This is a genomic window from Chryseobacterium hagamense (assembly GCF_007991455.1).
In the GTDB taxonomy this organism is placed as follows: domain Bacteria; phylum Bacteroidota; class Bacteroidia; order Flavobacteriales; family Weeksellaceae; genus Chryseobacterium; species Chryseobacterium hagamense.
The window spans coordinates 136,988-151,703 of sequence record NZ_BJYJ01000010.1; the positions used below are offsets into that span (position 1 = coordinate 136,988).

Here is a 14,716-nt window from a genome sequence, read left to right on the forward strand (position 1 = left end):
CCATGAAATTATTCGGAAGAAACCATCTCATTATCTGTGTCATTACATTTGTCATTCTTTTCCTGATGAATTACCTCGGAAACGACCAGGCAGATAAGCTGGAAAGGGCATTGATGATCGCCGCTGCAGGGGTTATCGGCCTGTCCATCGGTCTGCTCATCATGAACAGAGGGAAAGACGATAAAACGCCGCCACAGAATTTTGACTGATAAAAAGTGAATGGTCAATTTGGCTGCGCTGGTTAATAGTCAATTTACCTGCGTTAACAAATTGACCGTTCACCATTTTATTTTGATGTGAATAGTCAATTTTTACGAGTCAATGGTCAATTATTCGGTGACTCCAAATTCACTTGTGAAGCAAATGCATCATTTGCCATTGACGAATCAGCATTCACCTTTTTATTTTTCGTAAACTATATATTTCTTCCGGATCTTTTCGAAAGCATCCAGCTCAGGTTTCCAGGAAGCTCTGATTTCGGAGATTGATTTTCCGGCAACAATCTGCTTCCGCAGGTCATCACTTCCGGCCAGCATATCAAACCAGTAATTTTTTCCGGCTGCAGGTTTCAGGAAAAAGTCCAGCTCCGGATTTTTATAATGTTTGTAGGCTTTCATCAGCCATTCGGGATTCAGTTCCCTTAAATCTTTTTTATACGCTGAAAGATTTTCACCATAGCATAATTTCCCGTTTAAAAACGGGTCTTTTGCCCCGGCTGTCGGTTTTGGGGTAAACTGGTAAGGCAGGCTTTTGGTCCAGGGCGAACCGTAAATCTGAAACGGCAAGTCGGTGCCCCGGCCTACGGAAACCTGCGTTCCCTCAAAAAAACACAGGCTTGGGTACAGATTGATTGAATGATCGTCCGGCAGATTGGGCGAAGGCCGGTCCGGCATCGGATAACGCCTGGTTTTATGGTAGTTTTTCATCGGGATCAGGGTATATTTTGCCTTCACTTTATTTTTAAGCCATCCTTCGCCGTTCACCATCTGACCATATTCGCCGATGGTTAAACCGTAAACGACCGGAACTTCATGCATTCCCACAAAGCTGGTCCATTTTTTCCTGAGGACCGGACCATCCGTGTAGCCGTCATGCGGATTGGGACGATCGAGCACGATCACCTCCACATTGTTTTCCGCTCCTGCTTCCATGACGTACGTTAAGGTGGAAATATAGGTATAGAAACGAACGCCGACATCCTGAATATCAAATACAATAACGTCAATTCCCTTCAGCTGTTCAGCACTTGGCTTCTTATTGTTGCCATACAGGGAAACAATGGGAATCCCGGTTTTTACATCAACTCCGTTCTTTACCTTTTCCCCGGCGTCTGCGTCGCCCCTGAAACCGTGCTCGGGTGCAAAAATAGATTTGATTTTAATCCCGTTTTTTACCAGAAAATCCACTACATAAGTCCGGTCGCTCATAAGCCCGGTCTGGTTGGTCACAATACCGACGGTTTTTCCTTTCAGCAGAGGCAGATACAGGGCCGGCTGATCCGCACCGGTTTTAAAATCATCCTGATGCTGAACCTGAGAATAATATTGATTGAATACTCCTAAAAAAATTAGGCAAATAAGAAGTAAATTTTTAATTTTGAAATCTAAATTCATCGTCTTGAGCTTTCCTTTATATTTTTCCAAAAAAATAGCATTTTCCAAAGATAACAAAAATAACCTGTCGAGGGTGATCATCTTTATCGGCAGGCTCTCTGTGGCTTTGGGAATTATCGTATCGCTGATTACCGTTTCCACCGGATTCGGTTCCAAAAAAGCGATCAAGGAAAGGCTGGCGGATTTCAGCGGGCACATCACCGTACGGTCTACCCGGTCCAACTCTTCATACAATACATCAGTGCTGGATAATCAGGGGCTGGATCTGAAGAAAATCCGGGAACTGCCCGATGTGGCCAGTGTCCAGAAATATGCTACGGTAACGGGAATCATGCGGAATGAGCATAATTTTGCCGGTATTATCTTCAAAGGTGTCGGGAAAGATTTCGACAGCCTGAGGTTTAAGAAATTCCTGATCGCCGGAACCTCGCCTAAAGTAACCGAACAGGGGTTTTACAACGGCGTTACAATTTCACAGAAGATCGCCACCGATCTTCACCTGAAAGTAAAGGACAGTATTGTTACCGTGTTTTCCAAAGCAGACCAAAAGCCTATTTACAGGAAGTTTGAAGTGGTCGGGATTTACAGGACGGATATTAAAATGATTGATGACCAGTTTGTGCTCGGCGGAATCAACCACGTCCGTAAAATCCAGGACATGAAGCCGGATGAGATCGGCGGACTGGATATTTTCTTTAAAAACGTTGATGATACCGACCGCAACCTGCCGGAAATCGAAAAACTGATCGGCTATAAAAATTACGCAGAAAAAGCCACGGAAAAATTCCCGCAGATTACTGACTGGATCAGTATTTTCGACACCAATATCGCCCTGATCATCATCATCATGCTGATCGTGGTAGTCATCAACATCATCATGGTCCTTCTGATCCTGATCATTGAGCGGACGAATTCCATCGGCTTACTGAAAACATTGGGCGCCAGCAATGCACAGATCCGGGCCACTTTCATCAATTATACGCTGATCATTATGATCCCGGGATTATTGTACGGAAATGCCATCGGCCTCGGTCTGATTTTTATCCAGAAAATTTTTGGGATTATCAAATTAAATCCGGAAAATTATTACGTCAGTACCGTTCCGGTAGATCTTAACCCGATTGCGATCATCTCCATTTCCCTGGGGATCCTGCTAATCTCAGGTCTTGCCTTAATTGTTCCGAGCTATCTGATCAGCAAGATCTCTCCGGTGAAAGCGATTAAGTACAATTAGATCAATCGTGTATTTTGCTCCGCAAGCCAATTTTGCTGTGTAAGTGAATTTTCAAGGTGAAATGTCAATTGTGAATGGTGAATTTTGCTCGGCAGGTATATTTATATTCGTCAAAAATTGACCATTAAACCGGAGGAATTCACCATTAAGATCAAAAGTACATGGTGAAATATCAAGGACAGATTTATTAAACCCCGCGAATTCATTCCTACTGATTGATACTGTCGAATTCAGGTATTGAAATAAATAGGATGATTTACGGAGTTTATAAAATTCACTCCGGTTACCTAAGATTATCTTAACCATTTCATCAATAATTTTACATCTACCATACAGGTTTACAGATGTTTTACATTTTTAGCGACACAATATTTATTATTAATTATCTGAAAGATGTATCTTAGCGCGTGCTTTAAAAAACGTTTATGAAATACGCAAACAACATCCTCGAAACTATCGGAAATACACCACTGGTAAAACTGAACAAGGTTTTGGGTGAAGATTTTCCGGCATTGGTTTTGGCAAAGGTGGAAACTTTCAACCCGGGAAATTCCGTGAAAGACCGGATGGCCCTGAAAATGATTGAAGATGCCGAGAAAGATGGAAGATTGAAACCCGGAGGGACGATCATTGAAGGAACTTCAGGAAATACAGGGATGGGGCTGGCGCTGGCCGCCATCATCAAAGGCTACAAATGTATCTTTGTAACCAACTCCAAACAGTCTAAAGAAAAATGTGATATTCTCCGTGCCGTAGGTGCCGAGGTTATTGTATGCCCGACCGATGTAAAACCTACCGATCCGCGCTCCTATTATTCAGTTTCAAAAAGACTGGCCAAAGAAACGGAAAACGGATGGTACGTGAACCAATATGATAATTTATCGAACAGAGCGGCTCATTATGAATCTACCGCTCCTGAAATCTGGGAACAGACGGAAGGCAAGCTGACGCATTTCGTAGTCGGAGCCGGAACGGGAGGTACGATTACAGGCTGCGGGAAGTTCTTTAAGGAGAAAAATGAAAACATCAGGATTATCGGTGTCGATACTTACGGTTCGATCCTGAAAGAAATCCACGAAACCGGGGAAATAAAATTAGAAAACGCCTACACCTATATTACCGAGGGGATCGGAGAAGATATTCTTCCTGAAAATTACGATATGTCGGTAATCGATCATTTCGAGAAAGTAACGGATAAGGACGGTGCCATCTACGCCAGAAAACTGGCCAAGGAAGAAGGGATTTTCTGCGGGTATTCAGCAGGAAGTGCCATCGCTTCCATGGTTCAGATGAAAGACCAGTTCACCAAAGACGACGTGATCGTGGTGCTTCTTCATGACCATGGTTCCCGGTATGTCGGGAAAATCTACAACGACGAATGGATGAAAGAAATGGGTTGGCTGGATTAACCGCCTTTTCACAATAAACAAAAAACTCGGAACCTATGCTCTGAGTTTTTTGTTTTATACGGTAACATTTTTCTTTAATACCTGCTTCAGAAAGCTGTAATCTTTTTCATTCATCGATTTCCGGGGAAACATATAACTGTATTTTCCTTCAACCGTAATAAATTCGTTATTGCTGCCAAAATGGGTAAAGTCTTTCCATTCGCTGGTTTCCTTTTCACCATTGATATTTACGGTAAAAAACTGTTCGTCTAATCTTATTTCGTAAATGCTGCAGTTTTCAAGCTTTGACAAATAATGGTTTACCTGCTTTTTCCACCGGGAAACTTTGTTGATGCTCATGGAAAGGAAAACGGCACACAACAGAAACAGAAAACTTATAAAATAGAGAATTCCCGCTTTTTCCTGTGTAAAATCGTTCCTGAAGATAAAGACAATCAGCAGTATGGCTCCTACGACAACCGTTGTCATGGTTTTTCCCCTGGTGGCGGATGAAAAAAACAGGCTTCCCTGGTTACCATCAAAATATATTTCCTCGAAGTCCTTTCGCTCAGGTTTCAGAACGATCACTCTTTCTTCACTCATATCGGTTAATTGTGGATGCAAATATAAGTTTTTTCCACTCCAACCCTCATACTCTTAAATTCTAAAACCCTCATTTGTGCACACGTTCCAAAGCTTTCAAGATAAAACCTAACCCTCCCTATACTCATTACCGATTGCTGACAGCCTATTCATCAGCTCCCGGTTTCGCTGCCTGAGGCTTTCCATTTTTTTAAGCATGTCATGGATTACTTCCAGTCCCGGAAGATTAATGTCGAGGTCGTAGTGCCAGTTCGTAAACCGCTCGAAATTCGGCAGGTCTTCGTACATCAGGTAACGGACTTCATTTTCAGTATGGATATTCAGCAGGCCGGAATCGACCAGTTCATCAAAAAAAGTAATTTCGATATTGTATATTTTTACGAGTTCTTCCCGTGATATTCTTTCACTCATGGCTTAGGTATTTTTAAGTTGTTCGAAAAGTTCTTTCTGCTTATCCGTAAGATCTGTCGGGAGCTTCACCTCATAGGTTACAAACAGATCGCCGGACTGCCCTTCTTTTTTGTATACCGGAAAACCTTTTCCTTTCAGCCTTACCGTTGTACCGTTCTGGGTTCCGGCTTTCACTTTCAGGCTGACGCTTCCGTTCAGGGTATTTACTTTTACGTCTCCGCCTAAAACGGCAGTATAAAGATCAACCGTCACTTTCGTTTTCAGATCATCACCAATTCTTTCAAAATCCGGATCGGCCGGAATATTGAACGTAATATACAGATCCCCGTTCGGTCCTCCGTTGAAACCGGGTTCCCCGTAGCCTTTCAGTTTGATCTGCTGTCCGTCATAGACTCCTGCCGGAATGGTGATCCTTACTTTTTTACCGTTGATCTCAAAAGTCTGCGGATGGGTTGTAGCGGCATCCCTTAAACCCAGATTCAGTTCGGCATGAACGTTCTGCCCTTTGAATTTTCCGGATGCACTGCCGCGGGAACTTCTTCCGAAACCGCCGCCGGCCCCACCGAACATGCTCTGGAAAAAATCGGAGAAATCTTCCCCGTCACCAAAGTCGCCTCCGGAAAATCCGCCTCCGAAACCTCCGCCCTGGCCCTGGCTCTGGTACTGCCTTTGCTGCTGTTGCTGTGCTCTCTCGTATTCTTCACCATGCTTCCAGTGTTCGCCGTATTTATCGTACTTAGCGCGGTTTTCCGGATTGCTGAGGACCTCATTGGCTTCATTCAGCTCTTTGAATTTCCGTTCTGCCTCTTTGTCGTTCGGATTCAGGTCCGGGTGCAGCTTTCTCGCCAGCTTACGATAGGCTTTTTTGATATCATCCTGGGTTGCGTTTTTATCTACGCCTAAAATGGTATAGTAATCTATATAAGCCATAGAAACAATTTTTCTTGAAATCAACAAATTTGAGACCGAAACAGGTACTTCGGATATGAAAAATTACCGCTATCTTTGGTTAAAAAGCAACCCATGAACAACGTCCTGAAAAACTACTCCGGAATTTTACTTCTGCTTCTTGGAATCACTGTCGGCAGCGTTATCGGAATTGTTGCGCCCGGCATTGTGGAGTATCTGAAACCACTGGGCGACATTTTCCTGAACCTGCTGTTCGTAAGCGTGGTTCCGCTGGTATTTTTTGCGGTTTCCAATTCCATTGCTTCACTGGAACAGCAGTCGAAGTTCGGGAGGATCATGTTGGTGATGGCCCTTACCTTCCTGTTCTTCATTGTAACGGCAGCCGTCTTTACCATTGGTGCCGTATACCTTTTTCCGGTTTCGGACGTTATGGGCAGCCGTGAAATTGTGGAAGAAACCGTGAACAATGACAGCTGGGGCGACCGGATTGTCGGATTCTTTACCGTCGGGGAGTTTACCCAGCTTTTTTCAAGGCAGAATATGCTGGCTCTTCTGATCTTTGCTTTTATGACGGGCTTTTCTGCCAGAAAGGCAGGAGAAAAAGGACAGGTCTTCAGGTCGTTTATCGCCTCCGGCTATGAAGTGATGAAAGAACTGCTCCTGATCATTATGAAAGCGGCTCCTATCGGATTGGGGGCTTACTTTGCCTACCAGGTCGCTACGTTAGGACCCCAGCTATTCGGGTTTTATGCCAGGCCGCTGGGATTGTATTATGTTGCCGGGATTGTTTATTTCCTTGTTTTCTTTTCGCTGTATGCCTTTATGGCCAACGGGAAAAAGGGGGTAAAAAGTTTCTGGACCCATGCGCCGTTTCCGACCTTAACCGCCTTGAGTACCTGCAGCAGCTTTGCCACCATGCCGGCAAATTTACAGGCAGCTTCCAACATCGGTATTCCGGGCCAGATTTCGAATATTGTCATTCCGATCGGGACGACCCTGCACAAAAACGGTTCGTCGATGTCGTCGATTATTAAAATTTATGTAGCGTTCCTTATTATCGGCAGGGATTTTTTTGATCCGGTGAACCTGCTTCTGGCTTTGGGAATTACCATTTTTGTCAGCATTGTAGCGGGCGGGATTCCGAACGGCGGGTATATCGGGGAGATGCTGATGATTTCGGTGTACCAGCTGCCTCAGGAAGCGGTTCCGGCCGTAATGATCATCGGGACCCTGGTGGATCCTCTGGCAACGGTACTGAATGCCGTAGGACAGTTGGTGGCTTCAATGTTTGTAAGCCGGTTTGTGAAGGTGTGATGGGGCTTCGAGAGCCTCAGCCACCATCAAGGGCAGTTATTAAAACTATTATTGAGAATGATAGACATCGCTATCTACAAATCAGTACTACTTATAAAAACTCCAGGTATCAGGGATAGAAGTCATTAATAAGGATTTCAATGATTATCGGCAGTACTTATCATAATGATTGTACCTTCTTGATTAATGCCAGACATTACAGAATATATTGAGAGAATTATTGAAATTTTAGTTATCGCTGATTTATTCACCGGTGGCTGAGGCTCTCGAAGCCACTGTTGATAAAATCAAGTTTTTTTTAAGCTAAAGAAAATATTTTCAAGGTAAGACCTATATATTTTTGAGATCACGATGGGCCTTAGATAAAGGCGGAAGGAGGTGAGGCTCACCATTGATTAACGCCTCTTTCTTCTTTCGGCTCCAACGCTGCACCTGCTTTTCACGATAAAATGCATCGGCAATATTATCATATTCTTCACAATAAAGAAGCTTAACAGGTAATCTTTTTGCAGTATGGTTTGAACCTTCTCCTTTTTGATGATGCAAGAGACGCAATTCTAAATCTATTGTACTACCTGTGTAATATGAGCCATCAGAACATAATAAAATATACATATACCCTTTTTTCATATTTGTGTTTTTTGAATATTAAACTAATGTGGCTTCGAGAACCTCAGCCACCATCGAGAACCTCAGCCACCATCGAGAACCTCAGCCACCATCGAGAACCTCAGCCACCATCGAGAATAAGCTACCAATGATAATTCCCAAGAGCTATTATCAGATCTACAATCAGAAGCCCTTATCAGATTTAAAAAATTAATTACAATCAGTTCAAATTTTAAATTAAAAGGTCATTCACTCCGCTTCACCGGCTCCAGGTTTTTAAGTTCTTCGGGGGTGAAGAGCCTGTAGATGACCCTGAAGGTTTTTCCCAAAGGGGTTTCAAGAGAAAATCCGCCTGGTCCGAAACCGTCGGTGACGTCTAAGGTGAAGTGGGAATACTGCCAGTACTCGAAGAGGTCGCGGTCGATCCAGAACTCGTGGTCATGGATGGTCCCGATCATGGCATCGTTCATTCTCGGGAAAAAGCCGCCTTTCTCAAAACACTGCGGCTGGGTGCCTTCGCAGCATCCTCCGGCCTGGTAGAACATCAGGTCGCCGTATTTTTTCTCCAGTTCCCAGATGACTTCCAACGCTTTTTCGGTAGCAGAAAGCCTGGGTATTTTATTTTCCATAATCTTTTTGTTAAGGATTATAATTCTGATTTATAAATATAAATTCTGTTTTAAATATGAATTCCTCATCACGGTGAACAGTATCCCGAATGTTCGGTCAATGGCCAACGGCGGTCTGCGTGAGGGATAGGAAGGGGCCGCTGAAAGCGGCGTGCAGCGCACCGGAACGAAGTGGAGCCCTGGATAGCCCGACCGTTTCCCCGTTGTAAGACGGGGAAAACGGGCACGCCATCATGCATTAAAATTAAAAGAAACCAAGTTTGTTCTTGTTGTAGGAAATCAGCATGTTTTTGGTCTGACGGTAATGGTCGAGCATCATCTTGTGGTTCTCACGCCCGATTCCCGACTGCTTGTATCCTCCAAACGGCGCTCCTGCCGGATAAGAATGGTATTGGTTCACCCAAACCCTTCCCGCCTGGATCTGACGCGGAACGTTGTACAGCTGGTGTGCATCCCTGGTCCAGACTCCTGCACCAAGCCCGTAGATGGTATCGTTGGCAATTTTTACCGCTTCTTCCTCATCTTTAAAGGTCGTGAAAGCAAGTACGGGCCCGAAAATTTCTTCCTGGAAGATCCTCATCCGGTTTGTCCCTTTGAAAATGGTTGGCTGGATGTAATATCCGTCTTCCAGACCTTCGCCCACATTGTTCACATCACCGCCGACAAGCACTTCCGCGCCTTCTTCTTTTCCTAATTTGATGTAAGAAAGGATTTTGTCTTTCTGGATCTGCGAGGCCTGAGCGCCCATCATCACGGTTTTGTCCAGCGGGTTTCCGACTTTAATGGCTTTCACCCTTTCGATCACTTTGGCGATGAAGGCGTCGGCGATATCTTCCTGAACCAGCAATCTTGACGGGCAGGTACAGATTTCCCCCTGGTTCAGCGCAAAAAGTACGGCTCCTTCAACGGCTTTGTCCAGAAATTCGTCGTCGGCATCCATAACGGAACTGAAGAAAACGTTCGGGGATTTCCCACCTAATTCCAGCGTTACCGGAATGATATTCTCCGTGGCATACTGCATCACCAGGCGTCCGGTTGCCGTAGAACCTGTAAATGCCGCTTTGTTCACTTTCGGGTTGGTTACCAACGCCCTTCCGAGTTCGGCACCGAAACCGTTAACGATGTTGACTACTCCCGGAGGAAGAAGGTCGCCGATCAGCTCCATTAGAACCATAATGGAAACGGGTGTACTTTCTGCGGGCTTCAGGACTACACAGTTTCCTGCGGCCAGTGCCGGAGCCAGTTTCCACACCGCCATTAAGATCGGGAAATTCCATGGGATAATCTGGGCAATGACGCCAAGCGGTTCGTGTACGATCAGGGAAACGGTATCTTTATCCAATTCGTTATGGGAACCTTCTTCAGCCCTGATAACGGAGGCAAAATACCGGAAGTGGTCCACAGCCAGCGGAATATCGGCAGCCAGGGTTTCCCGTACGGCTTTCCCGTTGTCGATGGTCTCTACGGTTGCGATGTATTCTAAATTCTGCTCGATCCGGTCGGCAATTTTATTTAAAATGATGCTTCTTTCCGTCGAGGAGGTATTTTTCCAGGTTTCAAAAGCTTTTTCGGCAGCATTGACGGCCAGCTCAAGATCTTCTTTTGAAGAGTGTGCTGCCTGGGTGAAATTTTTACCGGTTACCGGGGAAACCACATCGAAATATTTTCCGTTTGCAGGAGCGGTAAACTGTCCGTTGATGTAATTATCATATCTGCTTTTAAATTCGGGCCATTGCAATACGGTCTCCGGTTGCTGTTGGGTTGTAGTGCTCATAATTCGTACAATTTTTAATTTTTATATCCACCAAATTACACTTCCCCGTGACATTCGGATAGCACAATCGTACAAAAAAACTTCAAAATCGTATCAGCCATTTGTTTTTTATGGTTTCCTTAACAAATTGATCAGCAGATATTTTCTATATTTGGGTAAAGAGGCAATCTAAATCTTTAGGAATGAACAACAGCAAGATTTTATTAGAAACCCCTGAACTGAAAAGGGAAAACCAGCTGCTGAGCCTGGTTGAAAACCGGACGACCTTTAACCTGAACAACTGCGAATTCAGCATCTATGAAACGCATCGGGCAGCTTTCGGGGTAAAACTGCATTTTGACACGATTGCCTTTACTGCCATGCTCCGCGGGAAAAAGCACATGAAGCTGGAACATAAAACGGGTTATTTCGACTATTTTCCGGGAGAAAGCGTTCTGGTCTCACCCGGGGAAACAATGGTCATTGATTTCCCTGAAGCCGACCAAACTCCTACCCAATGCATTTCGCTGAGCCTGAATCCCGAATTTATCCAGGATTCCCTGAATTACCTCAACTACCACCTCCCGAAAACCGACGAATCTTCCTACTGGAATATCGGGCCGGATGAATATTACCTTTTTAACAATACCTCCCTTGCCTCTGCAACCAACAATATCATGCGGATTGCGATGGATGACAATTCCCAGAAAGATATTATGGCCGATTTTGCCCTGAAGGAACTGCTGATCCGGCTGATGCAGACCCAGGCCCGGGGGATCGTAGAGAAGAATATGGCTAAGAATACATCGAGGATCGGTTTTGTGGTGAATTATATCAGAAAGAACCTGCACCAGAAACTGTCGGTGGAAAGCATTGCTAAAATGGCTTACGTCAGCAAATCGAATTTCTTCAAGATGTTTAAAGAGGAGCTGGGAACTTCACCGAACGATTTTATCTTACAGGAAAGGATCAGTAAAGCCAAAGAACTGCTGGCCGGCCGGAACAGCATTAAAGAAACCGCTTTCCAGACCGGTTTTTCGGATACGAATTATTTTACACGGGTATTTAAACAGCTTGTCGGGGTTACGCCGAAAAGCTTTCAGGATAAAACGACTTTTTTTGAATGAACCATCGTATCATTCTCGCGCTTTTGTTTTTATTAAGTCATTCTGTGGCTGCTCAATCCGCCACACCGTCTCTAACTTTACCGGAAGATTCGGAAATCCTCGATTTATGGAAAAACACTATGCCGGATCAGGGTGGGGCGGGAAGTCCTGAAACCGTAAGTAATAAAGGTTCCTTTACTGGTATTTCCACACCGAGACTGATTGTTCACCGTCCGAAAACCCCCAACGGAACGGCTGTCCTGGTCATCAGCGGCGGCGGATATGCACGCATCGAAATGGGAAAAGAAAGTACCCCCACAGCAAATTGGCTGCAATCTCAGGGGGTCACTGCTTTTGAACTGATTTACCGGCTGCCTCAGGAAGGCTGGCCCACCACCAACGTTCCTTTTGAAGATGCCCAACGGGCAGTGCGGCTGATCCGCAGTATGGCCGGCAGATATGAAATCGATCCGCATAAAATCGGGATTCTGGGATTTTCTGCAGGAGGCCATCTGGCAGGAATCGCATCCACTCTTTTCAACAAAAAATTTTATCAGCAGGTTGATGCCGTCGATTCATTATCGGCCAGACCGGATTTTACCGCACTAATTTATCCCGTCATCTCCATGCTTCCTCCGAATAACAGAACCCATTCATTAAAGAGTATTTTAGGCCTGCACCCTACCCTTTCGCAGGAAACCGGTTTTTCGGCCGAACGGCAGGTGACTGCGGGCACACCGCCTACTTTTCTGGCGCAGGCAGCTGATGATCCGATCTCCCCTGTGGCCAACTCGTACCTGATGGAAAATGCTCTGAAAAAGGCCGGCATTCCCGTGGAAATGCATATCTTCCCAACCGGCGGGCATGGCTGGGGCCTGGGAAAACCGGGAAATGAAACAGCCCAATGGCCGCAATTATTTAAAAGCTGGACACAGCGTAATGGATTCTGGAGGGAATAACTGATGCTGCACCTTTTAGATTTAACACATAAGTCACATGAGATAAAGATTGAAGCTTTATCAGTAGAACGGCTCTGTGAACTTTTCAGAAGCATACAGCGGAATTTCTTCGTGGTCTTGTGTTCCCGATGGCTGAACAGAGCCACACCGTCATCTGGACAAATCCGCGTATCTGCAGAAGATTTATCACATGAGATAAAGATTGAAGCTTTGAAAACAGTTTAGAGCACATGAGAGGAAAATCAAAAATTTCCAGGATGTCTTCATATTCGGGTAGGAATAAAGTTTTGAAGACCAATCAATCATGAGTCAGCTTTTTCCAAATAAAATCCCGGAACGCTTGAAGTCCGGGATAGGTTTATTTTTAAATTTATTTATTTCTGAAAACCGTAATACCGTGCCCCTTTCAGTACCGGATTTTCGGGTTCTATTGATTTCAGTCCGAATCCTCTGTAGTTTTCATTAACCGGGTTTTTCAGCTGTTTCCGGTGAAGTTTTTCATAGGTCTCGAAATCGATGGCCGTCCGGGTTTTCAGTTTTTCAAAAAGATTCCATTTTTTAACGGCGTTTTTCCAATTGTCTGAAATTTTTCCGGCGAAGACTTTGGACTTCGAGCCGCTGCCGTATCCTAAGAATCCGATCTCCTGACCTGACAGTTCCTCATTTTCGTTGAATGCAGTCTGCAGAGCGGAAAGCAGCGCCATAAAAACAGAAGCGGTATACATATTCCCTATTTCCGACGAAGCCCTTTGGGAGGTTTCTATTTTTTCGTTGATGAACCGAAGATATTCTCCTGATTTTGCTACCGCCTTCTGTTCTTCAGGTGTTCCGTACGGCAATCCGTTTTCCAGGCTGTAGATTTCGGTGAAGACCCTTTTTCCGTGGAAAGCATACGGAAGATGGAAAATAAGGTATTTCCACTGTTCATAAGGTTTTTCCTGACCTGTGATTTCTTTGTAATGCCGGTAAGCCTCCCTGATCCTGTCCTGATAACATTGGTTGGAATACTGTCCGTCGAAAACCGGCTCGTCAGTAAAGACTTCGATCTGATCCGGAAAACTTTCGGGAGCATTGGCTAAATCTTCCTTTTGAAAAAAACGTCTCGGCTTAAAAAAGTCGAACACGCTTTCTGTGGCCACGCCCCAATGATTATCGATTTCAAGCAAATCCGGTTTGGAGGAAATCAGTACCGCCACTGCGCCGCCGCCCTGGGTATATTCCCCGGACGAGGCCAGTTCATATTTTGCGTAATCGCTGGCAATGACGATCGCTTTTTTATCCGGATTGGCCCGAACGAAATCCAGGGAATTGTGAAGCGCATCCACGGCACCGATGCAGGCGAACGTCATGTCCACTACGTCACAGTTCCTGAACGCCCTTGCACCAAATTCAGGTTCCAGGACTTCTTCCACCATCTGCATGGCATAGGAAGCAGTGGGTTTGGCCGCATCCAGTGCACTTTCGGTTCCGAGGTAAATTCTTGCTATATCTTTCGGGTTAAGCTGATTATCAGTAATCAGTTTCAGCAATGCCTCTGCTGCGAAGGTTGCCGCATCTTCATGAACATCGGGAAAGCCCATCTTATGCAGCCCCAGGCCTTTTTCCAGTTTTGCCGGATCAATCCCCCTCTTTTCCGCCAGGTCTTTAATTTCCAGATATAATGAAGGCACATGAAAACCAGCCGCCTCGATTCCAACAGTCATATTATTTAATTTTAATACGAATTTAAAAAATGTAAACGTTTAATCATATATGATTTTTGTCTGAATTTGATTAAAGGCTGGAAGAAGGATGCCGGATGCAGGAAGTTTCTCTTGTCAAAAATACAATGAGCGGTCCTGATGATTAAATTAACCTTAATTCTGGTGTTTTTTGCAACGCAACGGAAAAAATATATTTAGAACGTGTAAAGCAGGACATCTGATCTGTCGTTCAGCAACTTTTCGATACGATTTTTTCGAAATCTACTCAAAGCGACGGTAAATCTTGAAGGTAATATCTTATCACAAGTAAAGTTCAGTCGGATTTATACGGTATTAAAGTCTCTTACCGACGATTTTCTATAAGATATATAAAATCCCGTCAGAAGCGTAAAATGCGACCCATATTACTTTTTTAAGCAGAAATCCTTTTTAAATTCTGATTCATTCTTTGACTTTCTCTTTACCCACCGGTTATTAATTAAATG

General features: G+C 44.5%; 14 protein-coding genes. 6 read left to right on the forward strand and 8 right to left on the reverse strand.

Annotated elements, in window-relative coordinates; translation table 11 throughout:
• Positions 1–2 precede the first annotated feature (2 nt).
• Complete coding sequence (locus CHA01nite_RS11365) at positions 3–209, forward strand: hypothetical protein (protein WP_146941546.1); 207 nt, start codon at positions 3–5, stop codon at positions 207–209.
• A 192-nt stretch (positions 210–401) separates the two neighbouring features.
• Here the strand turns inward: CHA01nite_RS11365 and CHA01nite_RS11370 are convergent, their stop codons facing one another.
• On the reverse strand, positions 402–1,613 hold the full coding sequence (locus CHA01nite_RS11370) for an exo-beta-N-acetylmuramidase NamZ family protein (RefSeq protein ID WP_146941586.1): 1,212 nt from the start codon (positions 1,611–1,613) through the stop codon (positions 402–404).
• A gap of 4 nt (positions 1,614–1,617) precedes the next feature.
• On the opposite strand from CHA01nite_RS11370, the gene CHA01nite_RS11375 reads away from it, so the two are divergent.
• The gene (locus CHA01nite_RS11375) at positions 1,618–2,847 is read left to right on the forward strand and encodes an ABC transporter permease (RefSeq protein ID WP_146941548.1); all 1,230 of its coding nucleotides are present in this window, start codon (positions 1,618–1,620) and stop codon (positions 2,845–2,847) included.
• 425 nt (positions 2,848–3,272) lie between these two features.
• On the forward strand, positions 3,273–4,256 hold the full coding sequence (locus tag CHA01nite_RS11380; protein WP_146941550.1) for a PLP-dependent cysteine synthase family protein: 984 nt from the start codon (positions 3,273–3,275) through the stop codon (positions 4,254–4,256).
• 54 nt (positions 4,257–4,310) lie between these two features.
• Here the strand turns inward: CHA01nite_RS11380 and CHA01nite_RS11385 are convergent, their stop codons facing one another.
• The 3 genes from CHA01nite_RS11385 to CHA01nite_RS11395 form a co-directional block, all read right to left on the reverse strand.
• Positions 4,311–4,859, reverse strand: coding sequence for a hypothetical protein (locus CHA01nite_RS11385; protein ID WP_228458402.1), 549 nt, complete (start codon positions 4,857–4,859; stop codon positions 4,311–4,313).
• 87 nt (positions 4,860–4,946) lie between these two features.
• A complete protein-coding gene (locus CHA01nite_RS11390) occupies positions 4,947–5,249 on the reverse strand; it encodes a chaperone modulator CbpM (protein ID WP_146941554.1) in 303 nt (100 codons plus the stop codon).
• A 3-nt stretch (positions 5,250–5,252) separates the two neighbouring features.
• Positions 5,253–6,179 (reverse strand): DnaJ C-terminal domain-containing protein, encoded by a 927-nt coding sequence (locus CHA01nite_RS11395; RefSeq protein ID WP_146941556.1) that lies wholly within the window; start codon positions 6,177–6,179, stop codon positions 5,253–5,255.
• 93 nt (positions 6,180–6,272) lie between these two features.
• On the opposite strand from CHA01nite_RS11395, the gene CHA01nite_RS11400 reads away from it, so the two are divergent.
• Positions 6,273–7,472, forward strand: a complete 1,200-nt coding sequence (locus CHA01nite_RS11400) for a dicarboxylate/amino acid:cation symporter (RefSeq protein WP_146941558.1) — start codon at positions 6,273–6,275, stop codon at positions 7,470–7,472.
• A 330-nt stretch (positions 7,473–7,802) separates the two neighbouring features.
• Here the strand turns inward: CHA01nite_RS11400 and CHA01nite_RS11405 are convergent, their stop codons facing one another.
• From CHA01nite_RS11405 to CHA01nite_RS11415, 3 genes are all read right to left on the reverse strand, one after another.
• Positions 7,803–8,102, reverse strand: coding sequence for a GIY-YIG nuclease family protein (locus CHA01nite_RS11405; RefSeq protein ID WP_146941559.1), 300 nt, complete (start codon positions 8,100–8,102; stop codon positions 7,803–7,805).
• Positions 8,103–8,326: 224 nt separating this feature from the next.
• Complete coding sequence (locus CHA01nite_RS11410; protein WP_146941560.1) at positions 8,327–8,710, reverse strand: DUF779 domain-containing protein; 384 nt, start codon at positions 8,708–8,710, stop codon at positions 8,327–8,329.
• Between the two features lie 244 nt (positions 8,711–8,954).
• Positions 8,955–10,484 (reverse strand): aldehyde dehydrogenase family protein, encoded by a 1,530-nt coding sequence (locus tag CHA01nite_RS11415; RefSeq protein ID WP_146941561.1) that lies wholly within the window; start codon positions 10,482–10,484, stop codon positions 8,955–8,957.
• A gap of 182 nt (positions 10,485–10,666) precedes the next feature.
• On the opposite strand from CHA01nite_RS11415, the gene CHA01nite_RS11420 reads away from it, so the two are divergent.
• Positions 10,667–11,590, forward strand: a complete 924-nt coding sequence (locus CHA01nite_RS11420) for an AraC family transcriptional regulator (RefSeq protein ID WP_146941562.1) — start codon at positions 10,667–10,669, stop codon at positions 11,588–11,590.
• Positions 11,587–12,528 (forward strand): alpha/beta hydrolase, encoded by a 942-nt coding sequence (locus tag CHA01nite_RS11425; RefSeq protein ID WP_146941563.1) that lies wholly within the window; start codon positions 11,587–11,589, stop codon positions 12,526–12,528. Before CHA01nite_RS11420 ends, CHA01nite_RS11425 begins: the two co-directional genes overlap by 4 nt.
• Positions 12,529–12,902: 374 nt before the next feature.
• Here CHA01nite_RS11425 and CHA01nite_RS11430 read toward each other — a convergent pair whose 3' ends face one another.
• Entirely contained in the window at positions 12,903–14,231 is a 1,329-nt protein-coding gene (locus tag CHA01nite_RS11430) for a hydroxymethylglutaryl-CoA synthase family protein (protein ID WP_146941564.1), read from the reverse strand.
• Positions 14,232–14,716: the final 485 nt, after the last annotated feature.

What these genes read in the sequence shown, in the direction of transcription:
- CHA01nite_RS11365 (WP_146941546.1), top strand. Translation starts at nt 3, where the DNA reads ATGAAATTATTCGGAAGAAACCATCTCATTATCTGTGTCATTACATTT.
- CHA01nite_RS11370 (WP_146941586.1), bottom strand. Translation starts at nt 1,613, where the DNA reads ATGAATTTAGATTTCAAAATTAAAAATTTACTTCTTATTTGCCTAATT.
- CHA01nite_RS11380 (WP_146941550.1), top strand. Translation starts at nt 3,273, where the DNA reads ATGAAATACGCAAACAACATCCTCGAAACTATCGGAAATACACCACTG.
- CHA01nite_RS11390 (WP_146941554.1), bottom strand. Translation starts at nt 5,249, where the DNA reads ATGAGTGAAAGAATATCACGGGAAGAACTCGTAAAAATATACAATATC.
- CHA01nite_RS11395 (WP_146941556.1), bottom strand. Translation starts at nt 6,179, where the DNA reads ATGGCTTATATAGATTACTATACCATTTTAGGCGTAGATAAAAACGCA.
- CHA01nite_RS11400 (WP_146941558.1), top strand. Translation starts at nt 6,273, where the DNA reads ATGAACAACGTCCTGAAAAACTACTCCGGAATTTTACTTCTGCTTCTT.
- CHA01nite_RS11405 (WP_146941559.1), bottom strand. Translation starts at nt 8,102, where the DNA reads ATGAAAAAAGGGTATATGTATATTTTATTATGTTCTGATGGCTCATAT.
- CHA01nite_RS11410 (WP_146941560.1), bottom strand. Translation starts at nt 8,710, where the DNA reads ATGGAAAATAAAATACCCAGGCTTTCTGCTACCGAAAAAGCGTTGGAA.
- CHA01nite_RS11415 (WP_146941561.1), bottom strand. Translation starts at nt 10,484, where the DNA reads ATGAGCACTACAACCCAACAGCAACCGGAGACCGTATTGCAATGGCCC.
- CHA01nite_RS11420 (WP_146941562.1), top strand. Translation starts at nt 10,667, where the DNA reads ATGAACAACAGCAAGATTTTATTAGAAACCCCTGAACTGAAAAGGGAA.
- CHA01nite_RS11425 (WP_146941563.1), top strand. Translation starts at nt 11,587, where the DNA reads ATGAACCATCGTATCATTCTCGCGCTTTTGTTTTTATTAAGTCATTCT.
- CHA01nite_RS11430 (WP_146941564.1), bottom strand. Translation starts at nt 14,231, where the DNA reads ATGACTGTTGGAATCGAGGCGGCTGGTTTTCATGTGCCTTCATTATAT.